15 protein-coding genes and 2 tRNA genes are annotated in these 16,523 nt (G+C 69.0%); 4 read left to right on the top strand and 13 right to left on the bottom strand.

Annotated features, from left to right (window positions below; genetic code table 11):
- The first annotated feature begins 90 nt into the window (after window positions 1-90).
- On the top strand, window positions 91-408 hold the full coding sequence (locus tag AC1DJH_RS07630; RefSeq protein WP_472115093.1) for a YnfA family protein: 318 nt from the start codon (window positions 91-93) through the stop codon (window positions 406-408).
- Between the two features lie 87 nt (window positions 409-495).
- On the opposite strand, the gene AC1DJH_RS07625 is transcribed toward AC1DJH_RS07630, so the two are convergent.
- The 7 genes from AC1DJH_RS07625 to AC1DJH_RS07595 form a co-directional block, all read right to left on the bottom strand.
- A tRNA-Asn gene (locus AC1DJH_RS07625) sits at window positions 496-571 on the bottom strand.
- Window positions 572-724: 153 nt separating this feature from the next.
- Window positions 725-800, bottom strand: a tRNA-Asn gene (locus tag AC1DJH_RS07620).
- Between the two features lie 83 nt (window positions 801-883).
- Window positions 884-3,010 carry a TonB-dependent siderophore receptor gene (locus tag AC1DJH_RS07615; RefSeq protein WP_478185280.1) on the bottom strand — a complete coding sequence of 709 codons (2,127 nt, stop codon included), beginning with the start codon at window positions 3,008-3,010 and terminating at the stop codon, window positions 884-886.
- Window positions 3,011-3,015: 5 nt separating this feature from the next.
- Window positions 3,016-3,954, bottom strand: a complete 939-nt coding sequence (gene thiE / locus AC1DJH_RS07610; RefSeq protein WP_478185279.1) for a thiamine phosphate synthase — start codon at window positions 3,952-3,954, stop codon at window positions 3,016-3,018.
- On the bottom strand, window positions 3,951-4,760 hold the full coding sequence (locus AC1DJH_RS07605; protein WP_478185278.1) for a thiazole synthase: 810 nt from the start codon (window positions 4,758-4,760) through the stop codon (window positions 3,951-3,953). The genes thiE and AC1DJH_RS07605 overlap by 4 nt, the downstream gene beginning before the upstream one ends.
- Before the next feature lie 18 nt (window positions 4,761-4,778).
- Entirely contained in the window at window positions 4,779-4,982 is a 204-nt protein-coding gene (gene thiS, locus AC1DJH_RS07600; RefSeq protein WP_472115102.1) for a sulfur carrier protein ThiS, read from the bottom strand.
- A complete protein-coding gene (locus AC1DJH_RS07595) occupies window positions 4,979-6,070 on the bottom strand; it encodes an FAD-dependent oxidoreductase (RefSeq protein ID WP_478185277.1) in 1,092 nt (363 codons plus the stop codon). Before AC1DJH_RS07595 ends, thiS begins: the two co-directional genes overlap by 4 nt.
- Before the next feature lie 143 nt (window positions 6,071-6,213).
- Between AC1DJH_RS07595 and thiD the strand changes: the two genes are divergently transcribed.
- Entirely contained in the window at window positions 6,214-7,074 is an 861-nt protein-coding gene (gene thiD, locus AC1DJH_RS07590; protein WP_472115108.1) for a bifunctional hydroxymethylpyrimidine kinase/phosphomethylpyrimidine kinase, read from the top strand.
- Here the strand turns inward: thiD and AC1DJH_RS07585 are convergent.
- Complete coding sequence (locus AC1DJH_RS07585; RefSeq protein WP_478185276.1) at window positions 7,007-8,350, bottom strand: purine-cytosine permease family protein; 1,344 nt, start codon at window positions 8,348-8,350, stop codon at window positions 7,007-7,009. The genes thiD and AC1DJH_RS07585 overlap by 68 nt on opposite strands.
- A 367-nt stretch (window positions 8,351-8,717) precedes the next feature.
- On the opposite strand from AC1DJH_RS07585, the gene AC1DJH_RS07580 reads away from it, so the two are divergent.
- Window positions 8,718-10,652, top strand: coding sequence for an adenylate/guanylate cyclase domain-containing protein (locus AC1DJH_RS07580; protein ID WP_478185275.1), 1,935 nt, complete (start codon window positions 8,718-8,720; stop codon window positions 10,650-10,652).
- Here the strand turns inward: AC1DJH_RS07580 and AC1DJH_RS07575 are convergent.
- The gene (locus AC1DJH_RS07575; protein WP_478185274.1) at window positions 10,639-11,409 is read right to left on the bottom strand and encodes a TetR/AcrR family transcriptional regulator; all 771 of its coding nucleotides are present in this window, start codon (window positions 11,407-11,409) and stop codon (window positions 10,639-10,641) included. The genes AC1DJH_RS07580 and AC1DJH_RS07575 overlap by 14 nt on opposite strands.
- A 111-nt stretch (window positions 11,410-11,520) precedes the next feature.
- On the opposite strand from AC1DJH_RS07575, the gene AC1DJH_RS07570 reads away from it, so the two are divergent.
- On the top strand, window positions 11,521-12,822 hold the full coding sequence (locus AC1DJH_RS07570) for an aspartate aminotransferase family protein (protein WP_478185273.1): 1,302 nt from the start codon (window positions 11,521-11,523) through the stop codon (window positions 12,820-12,822).
- Here AC1DJH_RS07570 and AC1DJH_RS07565 read toward each other — a convergent pair whose 3' ends face one another.
- The 4 genes from AC1DJH_RS07565 to cysD are packed head-to-tail and all read right to left on the bottom strand — an operon-like array spanning window position 12,823 to window position 16,515.
- A complete protein-coding gene (locus AC1DJH_RS07565) occupies window positions 12,823-13,869 on the bottom strand; it encodes an NAD(P)/FAD-dependent oxidoreductase (protein WP_478185489.1) in 1,047 nt (348 codons plus the stop codon). It abuts the gene before it with no gap.
- Complete coding sequence (gene fdxA / locus AC1DJH_RS07560; protein ID WP_435438176.1) at window positions 13,866-14,195, bottom strand: ferredoxin FdxA; 330 nt, start codon at window positions 14,193-14,195, stop codon at window positions 13,866-13,868. The genes AC1DJH_RS07565 and fdxA overlap by 4 nt, the downstream gene beginning before the upstream one ends.
- A gap of 41 nt (window positions 14,196-14,236) precedes the next feature.
- Window positions 14,237-15,574: a sulfate adenylyltransferase subunit 1 gene (locus AC1DJH_RS07555; RefSeq protein WP_435483862.1), complete on the bottom strand. Its 1,338-nt coding sequence runs from the start codon at window positions 15,572-15,574 to the stop codon at window positions 14,237-14,239.
- Window positions 15,574-16,515 (bottom strand): sulfate adenylyltransferase subunit CysD, encoded by a 942-nt coding sequence (cysD, locus tag AC1DJH_RS07550; RefSeq protein WP_435438178.1) that lies wholly within the window; start codon window positions 16,513-16,515, stop codon window positions 15,574-15,576. Before cysD ends, AC1DJH_RS07555 begins: the two co-directional genes overlap by 1 nt.
- Between the last annotated feature and the right edge of the window lie 8 nt (window positions 16,516-16,523).

Below are 16,523 nucleotides of genomic sequence, written 5' to 3'. Positions count from 1 at the left end.
GGCCAGTGTAGGTGCGCGGGCATGAAGCCTCCAAGCAATGGCCTCACGTGCCTTGCCGGTAAGCGCCGTGCGGCCCCGCACAATTCGTGCATGCGAACCCTTCTGCTCTACGTTGCGACGGCCCTGGCGGAAATCATCGGCTGCTATCTACCTTATCTCTGGCTCAAGCAGGATCGTTCGGCGTGGTGGCTGGTGCCCGGCGCCATCAGCCTCGCGGTCTTCGCATGGCTGCTGACCTTGCATGACGCGGCGGCGGGGCGTGTCTATGCGGCGTACGGCGGTGTGTACATCGGCGTGGCCATTGCGTGGCTGTGGGCGGTGGACGGCATCCGGCCGACGGCGTGGGATGCGGCCGGCGTGGCGGTGTGCCTTGCTGGCATGGGGCTCATCGCGTTCCAGCCGCGATGAGCGTGCAGGAAGCCGCGCCCCAAAAGGAAATGCCTCGCTACCTGTGGGCTAGCGAGGCATTCAGGAACCACCGGGGTGGTTTTGTTTTGGCTCCTCGACCTGGGCTCGAACCAGGGACCTACGGATTAACAGTCCGGCGCTCTACCAACTGAGCTATCGAGGAACAAGCCTTAAATTATATGCAATGGATTTGCCGATTCTGAGTTCGACGCTTCGATTTTTTGACGTTGTGCAACACCTTCGATGCGACGACGCAAATGAAAATGCCCCGCTACCTTGCGAGTAGCGGAGCATCCAGTGGCCTTGCGGCTTTTTGTGGCTCCTCGACCTGGGCTCGAACCAGGGACCTACGGATTAACAGTCCGGCGCTCTACCAACTGAGCTATCGAGGAACAAGCCTTAGATTATAGCGTGATTTTTTGGGCCTTCTCAACCGCCGATCAAAGCCTCGCCAAATTTGCGATCCTCGCAAGGTTCAAAGCGCCACCGTCAGCCCGAGGCGAAGCGTGCGCGGCGCGCCCGGGAACAGGTAGACGTGGCTGAACTGGTAGGGCGATTCCTTCCAGTAGCGACGGTCGAACAGGTTGTCCACGGCCAGCGTCCAGGTCGTGTTCACGCCGCGCAGCCTGGTGTCGTAGCGCAGCACCGCATCGACGCGCGTCCATGAAGGCAGCGTGACCGAGCCGTCCGGCAGCACGTTGCGCCGGCCTTCGTACGACAGCTGCCCCGCGAGCTCCAGGCCCGGCACCCCCGCCACGCGGTAGGCGGCTTGGGCACGCAGCACCTGCTTGGGCACGTTGGTGGGCGACTGGCCGTTGAGCGCCGGGTTCGCCGTGCTGTCGCGGCGCTTCGCATCGATCAGCGTCACGCTGCCGCCGAGGCGCCATGGCCCCTGCATCCACTGCGCGCCGGCCTCCAGGCCGCGATGCACCGCACGCCCGTCGTTGCGCACGTCGCAGAATTCGCCGCACTGGTCGATGTTGGTCATCGGGCGCGAGATGTCGAAGTACGCAAGCTGCCAGTTGAACGCGTCGGTGCCGCCCTTCAGCCCCAGCTCCCATTGGCGCGAGCGCAACGCGGGCAAGGCCTGCCCCGCGTTGCCGTACTGGTCGGCCCGGTTCGGCACCACCTGCGACTCCACACCCTGGCCCCAGCTCGCATACGCCAGCAGCCCCGGCTGCACCGTGTAGCTGGCGGCCAGCCAGGGCGTGGTCACGCCTTGCCTGTAGCCCGTCGGACTGGAGCCGTCGTTGCCGATGCTGCTGCGGTCCAGCCGCGTATGTCGCACGCCGAGCCAAGTGGTGAAGCGGTCGTTCCAGCGGATCGCGTCCTGCACCGACAGCTCGGTCGAGCGCTCGTCGCGGTTGGTTTGCGGCGTGGTGGCGTCCGGGTTCGCAGGCACGATGGCGGTGCCCCGGATGTTGCCCGTGCCCGCATAGTTGTAGGCCTGGTTCTCGAACCGGTTGCGCACACGGCTTTGCAGCAGCCCGAAACCCAGCTCGTGCTTCACGCTGCCCGTCGTCACGTTGCCCTTGAGGTTCAGGCTGCCTGCCGTCTGCGTGCGGCGCTCGTTGTCGCTGCGAAAGTCGTACACGTCGAAGGTGCCGTCGGAGCAGTAGCGGTCGTAGTTGCCTTCGGCGCTGCAACCGAAGGCGTAGGCCAGCCGGTCGTCGCTCTTCAGGCGCTGCTGGCCTATTTGCGCGCTCCAGCGCCAGTCGGCGTTCAGCGCCTGGCTGAAGCGCACCGTGCCCGTCAGCGCCTTGAACACCGAAGGCTGCGACCACGGCTGGTTGTTCAGGTTGATACGCGGGTTCACCGGCGCGGGCAGCACGCTGCCCAGCAGGCTGTAGCCGTTCTGGCTCGGCTGTGTCTTGCGGCTTTGCTCGACCTCCAGCTCCAGCACCGAGTCGCGCGTGATGCGCCAGTCGGCCGCGAGCGAGAACAGGTTGCGGTTGCCGTCGAGGTTGTGCGTGAGCGGCTTGAGGTTTTCGCTCGCCACGTTGAGCCGGTAGCCGAACTCGCGGTTCTCGCCGAAGCGCCCGCCCAGGTCGAGGGCGCCCAGCACGCTGCCCCGGCTCGTGGTCTCGATGCGCACCGTGCGCAGGTCCTGCTCGGTGGGCCGCTTCACGACGTAGTTGACCAGCCCGCCCGGCGCACTGGTGCCGGCCTGGATGCCGCTGGTGCCACGCAGGATTTCCACGCGCTCCTTGTTGTCCAGCGGAATCGAGGTCTCCGCGCTGATCGGGAGTCCCTCGCGCCGGTAGTTGAAACGGTTGTCCAGCACGAAGCCGCGCACCGTGAGGTAGTCCCAGTAGCCGGCGGAGTTGTAGGCGTCGGTGACCGAGGCGTCGAACTGCGTGAGGTCGGCGAGCCGGCGTGCGCCGCTGTCGCGCAGTTGCTTGCTGTCGACCACGGTGGCCGAGATCGGCAGCTCGCGCAGCGGCACGTCGCCGAAGCCGCTGATGTCGGCCTGTGGCGCGGCGGCCGCGTCGTTGACGGTGACTTCACGCAGCGCGGCCTGCTGCGCATGGGCGCTCCAGGCGGCGGCAAGAAGCGCGGCCGCGACGGCGCAGGAGAGAGGCGAAAGAGTGTGTTGTTTCATTGGGTTCAGTTGCGTGCAGCTTCGGCACGCATCGCCGCCATCCATTGCGCGGCCGTGGCTTCGGGGTCTTCGGCCGCGACCAGCGCGCGCACCACGGCGACGGAGCCGACGCCGGTGGCCAGCACCTCGGGCAGCCGCACGGCGTCGATGCCGCCGATGCCCACCTGCGGGTAGCCGCGCAGCAGGCGCGCGTAGGCGCCGAGGCGGGCCACGCCCTGCGGCGCGGTCGCCATCTTCTTGAGCGTGGTCGGGTACACCGCGCCCATCGCGATGTAGCTCGGGCTTACCCGGTCGGCGCGCACCATCTCCGCATAGCCGTGCGTGCTGACGCCCAGCCGCAGGCCGCTGGCGCGCAGCTGCGCCAGCTCGTCGGGTGTGAGCGCGTCGAGGTCTTCCTGGCCGAGGTGGATGCCGTAGGCGCCGGCCGCGATGGCGACTTGCCAGTGGTCGTTGATGAAGAGCAGGGCGCCCGTGCCTTGCACCGCATCGACGGCGGCCTGCACCTCGCGTTCGACGGCCGCCGCATCGTCGGACTTGAAGCGCAGTTGCACGGTCGGCACGCCGGCCCGCGCCATGCGCCCGACCCACTGCGCATCGGGCAGCACGGCGTAGAGGCCGAGGCGTTCGGGGCAGGGCGGAAATGCATCGGCGCGCGCGGCCGGGGGAAAGGCCCGCAGGCCGAAATCTTCCGGCGCGTCGGGCCACAGCGCGGCGTCGAAGTTGCTCAGGCGCTGCGTCTGCGCGCGCCAGGCCAGGGCCAGGCATTCGGCATCGATCTCGATGAAACCGAGCGCCGTGCAGCCCTGCTTGGCGCCGCGGTAGACCGGGTCGTCCGACGAGAAGACCGGCGCGCTGACCGGCGCGGAAACGATGGCGCCGAAGCGCAGGCCGTGGGTCGCGACGATGGCTTGCGCAACGGCGCGAGGGTCGAGGGGGGTGCTCATGGTGCGTGGTGCCAGAAGGGTGTGCCGAGCACGGGCGTGCTGGGCTGCGCGGCGTCCTGCGCGGCCATGGCGCCGGCGCGGTACGCGGTGCGGCCGGCCTGCACCGCGTCGGCGAAGGCGCCGGCCATCGCAACCGGGTCTTGCGCCAGGGCGACTGCCGTGTTGAGCAGCACGCCGTCGTAGCCCCACTCCATCACCTGGCAGGCATGCGAGGGCAGGCCCAGGCCCGCGTCGACCAGCATCGGCACCTTGAGCCGGTCGCGCAGCACCTGCAATGCGTAGGGGTTGACCGGCCCGCGGCCCGTGCCGATGGGAGCGGCCCAGGGCATCACGGCCTGGCAGCCGATGTCGACCAGCCGCTGGCACAGCACCAGGTCTTCGGTGCAATACGGCAGCACCTTGAAGCCGTCGCGAATCAGTTGCGAGGCGGCATCGACCAGGTTCAGCGTGTCGGGCTGCAGCGTGTAGTCGTCGCCGATGAGCTCGAGCTTGATCCACGGCGTGTCGAACAGCTCGCGCGCCATCTGCGCGGTGGCGACCACCTCCTGCACGCTGTGGCAGCCGGCGGTGTTGGGCAGCACCGGCACGGCGAGCTCGCGCAACAGCGCCCAGAAGCCGTTGCCGGTCTCGTTGCCACCGGACCCCTGGTGGGCGGTCTGGCGGCGCAGCGAGGCGGTGAGCATCGCGGGCTTCGCGCGCTTCACCGCCGCTTCGAGCAGGTCGGGCGAGGGGTAGCGCGCGGTGCCCAGCAGCAGACGGCTCTGGAAGGTCTCGCCGTAGAGAACCAGCGGGTCGTTCGTCGTCATGGGGGTCGTCTCCATCATTCAGCCGCCCGTCACGGGGCGGATCACTTCGATGCGGTCGTCGGGCTGCAGCGCGCGCGCGGCATAGGCCGAGCGCGGCACGAACTCGCGGTTCACGGCCACCGCGAAAGGCGGCGTGGCGTTCAGCGCTGCCAATGCGTCGGTCAGCAGGGCGTTGTCGGGCAACGCGAAGGGCTTGTCGTTGATCAGGATGTTCATCGTCATGCGGGGGCGGTCTCCAGGCCGAAGCCTTGCGCGAGGGCGGAGTGGCCGTGCGCGAGCAGCTCCATCGCCACGTCGAGCATGGCGGGCGCGATCATGAAACCGTGGCGGTACAGGCCGTTGATCTGCAGCACGCGGGGCCGCGGGCTGCGAATGGCGGGCAGGTTGTCGGGCAGCGTGGGGCGGCATTGCGTGGCGATTTCCACGATGCGCGCTTCCGCGAAGCCGCTGTGCACCGCATAAGCCGCGCTCAGCAGTTCGAGCGTGGAGCGCACGCTGGCGCTCGACATGTCGTCCGACTCGATCTCGGTCGCGCCGATCACGAACAGGTGGTCGGGTTTGGGCGCGATGTAGAGCGGATAGCGCGGGTGCACGAGGCGGGTGGGGCGCCGCAGGCTCACTTCGGGCGCATGCACGCGGATCACCTCGCCCCGCACGCCGCGCAGCGCGCTCCATTGGGGCTTGGCGCCGAGGCCGCGGCAGTCGACCACCCAGTCGGGCTGGCCCGCCGTGCCCGGTGCGAAGTCCGACGGTGCGCGCGGCGACTGCCAGTGCAGCGACACGCGAGGTTCGGCCTGCAGGGTGGCGAGCAGCGCGGCCAGCAACGCGCGGTTGTCGAGCTGGCCTTCGCCGGGCAGGAACAGGCCCTGCGCGAAGCGCTGGCCCAGCGAAGGCTCCAGCGCGGCGATGGCCTGGCCGTCGAGCGTGCGCATCGGCGCGAGTTCGGGCACCTGCGTGCCGGTGTTCGCGAGCACGCGCGCCAGCCGCGCGGCTTCGGCGGCGTCCTGCCGGTGCCAGAGCACCAGCGTGCCTTCGCGCTGGAAGAACACGGGTTGCGCCAGCGGCGCGAGCAGCTCGGGCCAGCGCGACAGCGCATGCTGCCCCATGCGCACGACCGGCACCGGCGCCACGGCCGATTCGGCCAGCGGCGCGAGCATGGCGGCCGCCACGCGCGCCGCCGCGCCTTCGGCTTCCGGGCCGCCGGCTTCGAACAGGTCGACCTTGCAGCCGGCCTGTGCGAGCGTGACGGCCAGCAGCCGGCCCATCAGGCCGGCGCCGAGGATGGCGGCCGATTGAAAGGGAAGCGTCATGGTCTTGCTCCTTCCCCCTTTGGGGGAAGGCCGGGATGGGGGCGGGCAGAGCGCCCACCAGGTACGCCGCTCGCCCCCACCCCAGCCCTCCCCCGGGAGAGGAGGGAGCAAGAAAGGGAAAACAGTCGCCGATAATTTTCAGCATGACCCATGCACCCACCCAGCGCTACGCACGCGTGCTCTCCATCGCCGGCTCCGACAGCGGCGGCGGCGCAGGCATCCAGGCCGACCTGAAGACCTTCGCGGCCCTCGGCTGTTACGGCATGACGGCCATCACCGCGCTCACGGCGCAGAACACGCTGGGCGTGTCGGGCATCCACGGCGTACCGCCCGAGTTCCTCAAGGCGCAGATCCAGGCCGTGGTGGAAGACATCGGCGTCGATGCCGTCAAGCTCGGCATGCTGCATGCCCCCGAAGTGGTCGAGGTGGTGGCCTGGGCCATCGACCGCTACCAGCTGAAGAACGTGGTGCTCGACCCCGTGATGGTCGCCACCAGCGGCGACCGCCTGATCGCGGCCGAAACGGTGCAGGTGCTGGTGCGCGAGCTGTTCCCGCGCGCGCTGGTCGTCACGCCCAACCTCGACGAAGCGGCCCTGTTGATCGGCCATGCCATCGACGGCATCGACGCGCTCGACGCCGCAGCCGACGAACTGCTGGCGCTCGGCGCGAAGGCCGTGCTGCTCAAGGGCGGCCACCTGCCCGGCGACGACGTGGTCGACGTGCTGCTGCAGGCCGGTGGCGAAAGAAAGCGCCTGGCTTCCAGGCGCATCGCCAGCCGCAACCTGCACGGCACGGGCTGCACGCTGTCGTCCGCCATTGCCGCGCACCTGGCATTGGGCGCGACGCTGCCCGACGCGGTCGAGCGGGCGCGCGCCTACATCCTCGGCGCCATGGCGGCCGGTGCGGGCGTGAAGGTCGGTGCCGGCCATGGCCCGCTCAACCACGGTTTCGCGCCAGTGCCGATGCACCGCCTGCCGTGGTCGCCATCGGCCTCGGCCGGCTGAGCCACGCGAGCACGAAGGTCGCCGCCAGCGTCGGCAGGGCCGAGCCGAACTGCGGCGCCCACTTGGCGAGCGCGTGGTACGCCGCGATGCCCGCGATCCAGATCAGCGCTGCAAGCACGTCGACCTTGCGCCCGCCCGCCAGCGATACGGAACGGCCACTGCCCATGCGCCCGATGATCACGCCGTACAGCGGCACGAACACCGAACTCAGCAGCAGCAGGAAGGGCTCCAGCGTGTGCATCGGCAGCACCAGCGCCAGTGCGATGCACAGCGCGGCCAGCAGCAGGCCCCAGCGCTTCACGCTCCAGCGCGGCAACAGGCTGTGCGTGGAAACGGAGCCGGAGTAGACATCGCCGTACGCGTTGTCGAGCTCGTCGATCAGGATCAGCCCCAGCGCCACCAGCCCGCCTTGGGCCAGCAGCAGCGCCATCACGAGTTCCGTGCCCGGCTCGGCGACGCTCACCACCATCACGCCCAGCGCGTAGCACCAGACGTTGGCCAGCGCATAGCCGATCCACGTGCCGCTGAAGGCGCTGCCCAGCCCACCCGCGCTGCGCTTGCCGTGCCGCGCGTAGTCGGCCACCAGCGGCAGCCACGACACCGGCATGGCAATGACCAGGTCCAGCGCGCCGAACAGCCCCATGCTGCCGTCGCCGGGGCGCGCCCAGAAGGCGTCCAGCCCCTTGGCCTGAAGCCGGGTGGCGAATTGCCAGCTGAGCCACAGCAGCGACAGCACCACCAGCGGCAGGCCGAAGCGGCTCACGAAGCGGCGCACCAGCTTCACCATCGAGCCCGCGAGCAGCGCCAGCAGCACCGCGCCCCACAGCAGCGTGGTCAGCACGCCGCCCCATGCCGTGCCCAGCGAAGGGCCGAATGCCGCCTGGCCGATGGCCTGCGTGCCCTCGCGCATGATGACCAGCTCGAAGGTGGTCCAGCCCACCAGCTGCACGATGTTCAGCAGCACCGGCAGCCGCGCAAAGGCGCTGCCGTAGGTGACGTGCATCAGGCCTGCGCTGGCCAGGCCGCTTTCGCAGCCCAGCCGCGCGGTCCAGGCCAGCAGGCCGGCGCCGAGGCAGGAGCCCAGCACGATCGCCAGGGCCGCGTCGCGCGTGCCCACGGCCGGCACCAGGTAGGCGCCGATCTGCATCACCAGCAGGCCCACGCCCAGGCTGAACCACAGCGAGGCGTGGTCGTGCCAGCCGAACACGCGTTGCGACGCGGGCAGTGGCGTGAGCGCCTCGTTGGCGGGGAAGGATCCGTTGTTGTCGTGTGCCATCCGTTTGCTCCAGTGCAAAAGGTTTGGCAGGTGGGCGAGGCTCCAGCGGCTCGGCCGTCGCGCGAGACAACGCGACAGGCCGCCGGACCAGCTTCCCTGCGCGAGGATTACCTCAGTCAGGTTCAAAGGGACTCTCTCAGTCAGCCCCGGAACGCGTTCCGGCTCGACACCCCTAGCAATGCACCGCGGCGAACTGCGGTGCGGACCGGATTTTATCCCCTGCCGCAAAACGCGCCCGGGAGCACGTCAGCCCCCGCCGGATCGGGGCCAGAATGGCGCCCATCTTCGGTCGCGGCAGTCATCGGCTGCCTGCAGGAAGCGAACAAGAAACGGGGCGGGCACGCTGGTGCACGAGAGAGGAACTGCCATGGCTGACGATTTGAGTCATCCGGACGAAAGGGCGGCATCGCCGGCTTCTTCATCCCCGCCTGCGCGCATGCGGCGCTTCAGGGTCGACGTCGGCACCATCATCTGCCTGGTCGCACTGGTGCAGTCGCTGCTGCTGGTGGCCTTCGGGTACTGGGGCGCGCAGCGGCTGGTGTCGCGCGTCGGCGAATCGGCGCACAAGGTCAACCACGACCGGGTCGAGGACAACGTGCTCGCCTTTCTGGCCAAGACCGAGGCGCTGGTGCGCGCCCTCGGCCACACGCCCGGCCTGCACCCCGCGGGCCAGGACGGTGAGCAGACGGCCGAGCTGCTCTGGGCGGCGCTGGAGCAGACGCCCGAGCTGGACAGCATCGGCGTCGTGAGCGACGACGGGCACCAGATGATGGCCGAGCGCTATCCCGTGTCCGCTGTGTGGCAGGTGCTGCGCGATGCCGCCTTCAGCACCGAGACCTGGGAGTTCAAGGCGCCGCCCGACACCGTGGGCGACGGCGACCCGCGCGAGCGCTACGCCACCACGCGCATCGAGGCCTTCCGCAGCAACCACGACCCCGCGCGCAACGACTGGGTCGTGCAGGCGCTGGCGGTCCGCCGCGCGCTGTGGACCGCGCCCTTCGTCGATGCCGAAAGCGGCGAACTCAACATGACCTACGCACTGCCCAGCCTGCGGCGCGACGACGAGGGCCGCGTGCAGGCGCTGGTGCTGGGCGCCGATGTGTCGCTGGGCCACCTGTCGCGCCTGGTGCGCGTGTTCGGCGGCACGGGCCACGGCGACAGCGCCGTGCTGAGCGCCGACGACCACGTGCTCGCACGCAGCGACCACCCCGACCCGGTTCGTCGCCTGGCGCAGCCCGACAGCGGCGTGCTGGGCGCGCTGCACGCGCACATCCTGGCCGACGGCACGGTGGGCGGTGCCGAGGACTCGGCCTTTTCGTTCGTGCACGACGGCGAGCGCTACATGGCGCAGACCTCGCGCATCGCGCCCACGGGCTGGCTGCTGGTGAGCTGGGAGCACGAGGACGTGCTGCTCGGCGGACTGCAGCGCGCCTTGGCGCTGGCGCTGCTGCTGACGCTGAGCTTCCTGGGAGTGGCGCTGTTCATCGCGCTGCGGCTGTCCAAGCTCGTGACCCTGCCGATCGAGAACCTCGCGCGCGTGGCGCGCCGCATCGGGCGGCTGGAGCTGGACAACCTGCCGCTCGCATCGAGCCGGGTGCTGGAGATCCAGCACCTGAACCAGGCGCTCGACGATTCCGCGCGCAGCCTCAAGGCCTTCAGCAAGTTCGTGCCGGTGGACCTCATCAAGCAGCTCATCGCCGAGGGCCATGCGCTTGCGCCCAGCGGCTCGCCGCGCCGCATCACCGCGATGTTCACCGACGTGGAGGGCTTCACCTCCATCTCGGAATCGCTGGACGCCGACGTGCTGGTGAAGCAGCTGACCGAGTACTTCAACCTGGCGGCGCGCATCTTCGCTCGGCACGGCGGCGTGGTCGACAAGTTCATGGGCGACGGCATCATGGTGCTGTGGGGCGCGCCCTCGGACCTGGAAGACGCGGAGTACCGCGCCTGCACGGCCGCGCTGGAACTGCATGCCGAGATGAACGCGTTGAATACCCGGTGGCGCGCCGAAGGCAAGCGCGAGTTCCGCACCCGCATCGGCATTCACACCGGCATGGCGATCGCGGGCGTGCTGGGTTCCAGTGACCGGCTGTCGTACACGGCCGTGGGCGACGTGATCAACGTGGCCAGCCGCATCGAGGGCGCCAACAAGGACCTGGGCACGCGCACGCTCATTTCGCAGGCGACCTTCGAAGGGCTCGGCGGGCGGCTCGCGACCCGGCGCATCGTCGAGCTGGCCGAACTGCGCGGCCGGCAGACGCGCATGGTGCTCTACGAGCTGCTCGAGCTCAGCCCGCCCTGACCCTGCGCGCGAACGCCTCCAGCCCGTCGACGGTGATCTGGATGTGCCGCTCGAAGCTGCCGTCCAGCGGCACGGTGGTGCCGTTGTCCCAGCGCAGGATGAAGGCCTTGTTGGCCATCAGCGGCAGGTTGCGCGTGAGCACCGGATGGTCGAGCGGGCGAATGGTGTGCACGCGCTCGCGCAACTCTTCCGCCCAGGCCTGGGTGTTGTCGGCGGGCAGGGGCGAGAACTCCATCGTCAGGAAGCCCAGCATCGCCGCGATCACGCAGTTGTAGGCCTCCAGCAGCGGCTCCCCTTCGAAGCCGGCTTCGGTGAGCGCCGCGAGCACCCCTTCGACCAGCTCGATCGGCAGGCTGCCGTTCGACACCAGCTGCGCGCCCAGCAGCTGCGCCACGTTGGGGTGGCGGCGCACGGCGGCGCGGCTGCGGCGGAACAGTTCGGCGATCCATGCCTGCCAGGCCAGCTTGCCCGGCGGCGGCGCCACCTCCGCCATGACGGCGGCGGCCACCTCGGCCAGCAGCGCCTCGCGCGTGCTCACGTGCCAGTGCACCGTGGCCGGGTACACGCCCAGCCGTGCCGCCAGCTCGCGCATGCTGAAGGCGCCCAGGCCGAACTCGTCGATCTGCTCGAGCGCGGCTTCGGCGATGCGCTGCTTGGTCAGGGCCGCGCTGCCGGGGGGGCGGCCGGCCGTCCGGGGCTCGGCTCCGGGCTCGGGTTTGGCCTTGGCAGGCGCTTTCGTCTTTGTCGGTGTCGGCATCCGCTGCATTGTGCGGCAGCTGAATTGGCTGTATAAATAATATTAATTGAGCATCGATCAATTAATTTGTTGATCGATGACCTGTAAACGCCTGCCCGGAGAACATTTCCCATGACGCGTGCCGCCATCGACCAGGCTGTCCACGAAGCCCACCAACGCTTCGCGGACCGCAACCCGGCCAGCCGCCGCCAGTTCGACGAACAGTCGCGCTACATGCCGGGTGCCAACAGCCGCTCGGTGCTGTTCTACTCCCCGTTCCCGCTGACCATCGCCAGGGGAGAGGGCGCCACGCTGTGGGACGCCGACGGCCACCGCTATGCGGACTTCATCGCCGAGTACACGGCCGGCGTCTACGGCCACTCCGCACCCGAGATCCGCGACGCGGTCGTCGAGGCGATGAAGAGCGGCATCAACCTCACGGGCCACAACCTGCTCGAAGGCCGGCTGGCCCAGCTCATCTGCGAGCGCTTTCCGCAGATCGAGCAGCTGCGCTTCACCAACTCGGGTACCGAGGCAAACCTGATGGCGCTCACCGCGGCGCTGCACTTCACGGGCCGCCGCAAGATCGTGGTGTTCTCGGGTGGCTACCACGGCGGCGTGCTGGGCTTCGGCGCCCAGCCGCTGCCGACGACGGTGCCGTTCGACTTTTTGGTGCTGCCCTACAACGACGCGCAGGCGGCGCGCGAGCAGATCGACAAACACGGCGCCGACGTGGCGGCGGTGCTGGTCGAGCCGATGCAGGGTGCAAGCGGCTGCATTCCGGGGCGGCTCGACTTCCTGCAGGCCTTGCGCGAATCGGCCACACGCGTGGGCGCCTTGCTGATATTCGACGAGGTGATGACTTCGCGCCTCGCGCCGCACGGGCTGGCCAACCAGCTGGGCATTCGCGCGGACCTGACCACGCTGGGCAAGTACATCGGCGGCGGCATGTCCTTCGGCGCCTTCGGCGGGCGCGCCGACGTGATGGCGCTGTTCGACCCGCGCACCGGGCCGCTGTCGCACTCGGGCACTTTCAACAACAACGTGATGACGATGGCGGCGGGCTACGCGGGACTCACACAGCTGTTCCCGCCCGAGGCGGCCGGCGCACTGGCCGCGCGCGGGGAGGCGATGCGCGCGCGGCTCAACGCGCTGTGCGAGAAGGAGGGCGTGGCGCTGCAGTTCACCGGCCTGGGCTCGCTGATGAATGCGCATTTCGTGAAGGGCGAGGTGGTTCGTAGCGAAGACCTGGCCGGTATCGACGGGCGGCTGCGCCAGTTGCTGTTCTTCCACCTGCTGGCGCAAGGCATCTATGCCTCGCCGCGCGGTTTCGTCGTGCTGTCCTTGCCGGTGGTGGATGCGGACATCGACCGCTTCGTCGCCGCCATCGGCAGCTTCATCGGCGAATACGGGGCGCTGCTGCCCCGCGCCTGATCAGGCTCCGTTGCGCTTGGCCACGCCCAGCAGCTCGTGCAGCCGCGTGCTGGTGGTCGTGTACTGCAGCGGCACGGCCTTGCCCGGGAACACGATGGCGGTAGCGCCCCAGGCCGCCAGCGTGGCCTCGTGGAAGCCGCAGACGATGAGTTTCTTCTTGCCGGGGTAGGTGTTGATGTCGCCCACCGCGAACACGCCGCGCTCGCGCGTCTCGTACTTTTCGGTGTCGACGGGCACCTGCTTGCGCTCCAGTTCCAGGCCCCAGTCGGCGATGGGCCCGAGCCGGGGCGAAATGCCGAGGCAGGCGACCAGCGCATCGAGCGGCAGGTCGAGGGTCGTTGCATCGGGCGGGGTGATCTGCAGTTGCTTGCCGTCGAAGGCGGTCGGCTGGCCGACGCGGAAGGCCAGCTGGCCCGCGGCCACGAGGGCGCGCATCGCGGCGATGTTCGCCTCGTCGGCCTGGAAGCCGTCGCGCCGGTGGACCAGCGTGACCTGCCCGGCGATGGACGTGAGCGCAATGGCCGTTTCGAGAGCGATGTCGTCACCACCGTTCACCACCACCGTCTGCCCCGCGAAGCGGTCCAGCGATTCGGGGTGATAGAAAAGCGTGGAACCTTCGAACTGCGCAATGCCTTCGATGGTGATGCGCTTGGGCACGAAGGCGCCCACGCCGGCCGCGATGAACACCGTCTTCGCCATGAAGGCCTTGCCGGCCGAGGTCGTCAGCAGCAGCCGCTCATCGGCTTGCCGCGCCAGCGTGGCGACCTGCTCGCCGAAGTGAAACTGCGGCTTGAACGGTGCCACCTGATCCAGCAGTGACTGCGCGAGGTCTCGCCCGCTGGTCATGGGGGTGCCGGGAATGTCGTAGATCGGCTTGTCGCCATACAGCGCCACGCACTGGCCGCCGGCGGCGGGCAGTGCATCGACGATGTGGCAGGAAATTTCAAGCAGGCCCAGCTGAAAGGCCTGGAACAGCCCGACAGGGCCGGCACCGACGATCAGGGCGTCGGTTTCGATGGCCACGGCAGGGGCGGTGGGCTGGTTCAGCGCACCAGCTCCCCGGCTTTGTCGGTCTTGTCTTTCCACTCTTCGGCGTCAGGCAGCGCGGGCTTGCGCTTGGTGATGCTCTTCCAGCCGTCGGCGACGGCCAGCTCGGCGTTGATCTTGATGAAGGCGATCTGGTTGGCCGGCAGGTCTTCTTCGGCGTAGATCGCGTTGACCGGGCATTCGGGAATGCAGACGGCGCAGTCGATGCATTCGTCCGGGTCGATCACCAGCATGTTGGGACCTTCGCGGAAGCAGTCGACGGGGCAAACGTCCACGCAGTCGGTGTATTTGCAGCGGATGCAGGCTTCGGAGACGACGTGGGTCATTTGTTTTTTGACGTCAATGTGATCGGGGAAAACCCCAGATTTTAGGCCTTTGCGGCGGCGGGCTGCACGAGCACGGCAGCGGCGGTCTTGTGGGAGGCCGTATCGACCAGCACCAGCGAGCCGAGCGCGCGCGATTGCGCGAAGGGAAGCACCGCCAGCGGCTGCTGCAGCGCCAGCACCACGTCGCCGATGGCATTGGCTTCCAGCTGGGTGGTTGGCTCCGATTCGAGGGTGGTGATGTTCACCCGGTCGACAATGCGCGCCACCTTGGCCTTGACCCAGCGGTGGCCCTGCAGTGCCCAGTACACGCGGCCCGCGACCAGCGGCTCGTCGTCCAGCCAGGCCACGGTGGCGGTGATCTCGCGCACCGGCTCGAAAGCCTCGGGCGCCAGCAGCCAGTCGCCGCGCGACACATCGACCTCGCGGTCGAGCACGATGCCCGCGCTGTGGCCCGCATGCACCGCCTGCGGATGGCGCGTGTGGTTGAGCACCTGGGCGACGGTGGCGGTCTGGTTGCTCGGCAGCACCGTCACACGCTGGCCGGGTTCCACATGGCCCGAGGCCACGCGGCCCCAGAACACGCGGCGGCCCTGCGAGGTGTCGGCCGACGAGGAGAACTTCTCGACCCACTGCACCGGAAAGGCGAAGGGCACGGCTTCGTCCTGCACCGTGACCGGCAGGTCCTCGAGCAGCTCGAGCAGGCTCGGGCCTTCGTAGCCGACCCAGTCGGCGTGGCGCGTGGCCACGTTCCAGCCCTTGAGCGCCGAGATCGGCACGATGGCCGCCACCCGCACGCCGGCCGCTTCGGCAAAGGCGTTCAGCGCGGTCGATATGCGTTCGAAGGCCAGGCCGGCATCGGCGATCGCGTCGAGCTTGTTCACCGCGAACACGATCGACTGCACGCGCAGCAGGTTGCACAGCAGCGTGTGGCGGCGCGTCTGCGGCAGCAGTTCGCGCGAGACCACGGTGCCGTCTTCCACTTCGGCGGCCCAGCCCAGCTTGGTCGCGTCGACCAGCACCACGGCGGCGTCGGCGGCCGAGGCGGCCGTCACCATGTTGCGCGTGTACTGCTCGTGGCCCGGCGCGTCGCCAATGATGAACTTGCGCCTGGCGGTCGAGAAGTAGCGGTAGGCCACGTCGATGGTGATGCCTTGCTCGCGCTCGGCCGAGAGACCGTCCGTCAGCAGGGCCAGGTCGGTTTCGCCGCCGCGCTGCACGCCGGCCAGCTGGTCTTGCAGCACGGTCTTGCTGTCCACCAGCAGGCGGCCGATGAGCGTGCTCTTGCCGTCGTCGACCGAGCCGCAGGTGATGAAGCGCAGGGCGGTGCCGGTGTCGCCGTGAATGCCGGCCGTGACAGGGGTTGCAGTGGTCGCGCTCATCAGAAGTAACCGTCTTTCTTTCGTTTTTCCATCGAAGCTTCGGACGTCATGTCGTCCATGCGCGTGGCGCCGCGCTCGCTGACGTCGACCGACAGCGTCTCCAGCACCACGTCGGCGGCGTCGGCCGCCAGGCTTTCCACCGGGCAGGTGGTGGTGATGTCGCCCACGGTGCGAAAGCGCACGTCGCGCACCTGCACCGTTTCGCCGTCGCGCGGCGGGGTCAGTTCGGTCACCGGCACCAGCAGGCCGCGGCGCTCGACCACTTCGCGCTTGTGCGTGTAGTAGATCGACGGCAGGCCGACGTGCTCGCGCTCGATGTACTGCCACACGTCCAGCTCGGTCCAGTTGGAGATGGGGAACACGCGGAAGTGCTCGCCCGGGGCCAGGCGCGTGTTGAACAGCGTCCACAGCTCGGGGCGCTGGTCCTTGGGCTGCCATTGGCCGAAGCTGTCGCGGTGCGAAAAGATGCGCTCCTTGGCGCGCGCCTTTTCCTCGTCGCGGCGGGCGCCGCCGATGAGCGCGTCGAAGCGGAATTCTTCGATCGCCTCGAGCAGCGTCACCGACTGGTGCGCATTGCGCGACTCGCCCGGGTGGGCCAGGCGCACGGTGCCGCGCTTCATCGAGTCTTCCACGTTGCGCACGATGAGTTCGGCGCCCAGCTCCTTCGCGCGCTGGTCGCGGTAGGCCGTGACTTCGGGGAAGTTGTGGCCCGTGTCGATCATCAGCAGCGGGTAGGGAATGCGGCCCGCGCCGAACGCCTTTTCCGCGCACTTCAGCAGCACCAGCGAGTCCTTGCCGCCCGAGAACAGCAGGGTGGGGCGCTCGAAGGCGGCCGCCACCTCGCGCAGGATGAAGATGGTTTCTTCCTCCAGCGCATCGAGGTGCGTGTTGGACAGGTGCGCCGGCGACAGCAGCAGTTCGGTTTCGGTACGGGCGTTCATCGGATGGG

The sequence above is a fragment of the Variovorax sp. 10N412 genome, from assembly GCF_056394985.1.
The sequence above is the reverse complement of the archived record's forward strand: the minus strand, read 5'-3'. Positions and strand labels throughout refer to the sequence as shown.

Coding starts and splice junctions, on each gene's coding strand:
- AC1DJH_RS07630 (WP_472115093.1), top strand. CDS start 91: ATGCGAACCCTTCTGCTCTACGTTGCGACGGCCCTGGCGGAAATCATC.
- AC1DJH_RS07615 (WP_478185280.1), bottom strand. CDS start 3,010: ATGAAACAACACACTCTTTCGCCTCTCTCCTGCGCCGTCGCGGCCGCG.
- thiE (WP_478185279.1), bottom strand. CDS start 3,954: ATGAGCACCCCCCTCGACCCTCGCGCCGTTGCGCAAGCCATCGTCGCG.
- AC1DJH_RS07605 (WP_478185278.1), bottom strand. CDS start 4,760: ATGACGACGAACGACCCGCTGGTTCTCTACGGCGAGACCTTCCAGAGC.
- thiS (WP_472115102.1), bottom strand. CDS start 4,982: ATGACGATGAACATCCTGATCAACGACAAGCCCTTCGCGTTGCCCGAC.
- AC1DJH_RS07595 (WP_478185277.1), bottom strand. CDS start 6,070: ATGACGCTTCCCTTTCAATCGGCCGCCATCCTCGGCGCCGGCCTGATG.
- thiD (WP_472115108.1), top strand. CDS start 6,214: ATGACCCATGCACCCACCCAGCGCTACGCACGCGTGCTCTCCATCGCC.
- AC1DJH_RS07585 (WP_478185276.1), bottom strand. CDS start 8,350: ATGGCACACGACAACAACGGATCCTTCCCCGCCAACGAGGCGCTCACG.
- AC1DJH_RS07580 (WP_478185275.1), top strand. CDS start 8,718: ATGGCTGACGATTTGAGTCATCCGGACGAAAGGGCGGCATCGCCGGCT.
- AC1DJH_RS07575 (WP_478185274.1), bottom strand. CDS start 11,409: ATGCCGACACCGACAAAGACGAAAGCGCCTGCCAAGGCCAAACCCGAG.
- AC1DJH_RS07570 (WP_478185273.1), top strand. CDS start 11,521: ATGACGCGTGCCGCCATCGACCAGGCTGTCCACGAAGCCCACCAACGC.
- fdxA (WP_435438176.1), bottom strand. CDS start 14,195: ATGACCCACGTCGTCTCCGAAGCCTGCATCCGCTGCAAATACACCGAC.
- AC1DJH_RS07555 (WP_435483862.1), bottom strand. CDS start 15,574: ATGAGCGCGACCACTGCAACCCCTGTCACGGCCGGCATTCACGGCGAC.
- cysD (WP_435438178.1), bottom strand. CDS start 16,515: ATGAACGCCCGTACCGAAACCGAACTGCTGCTGTCGCCGGCGCACCTG.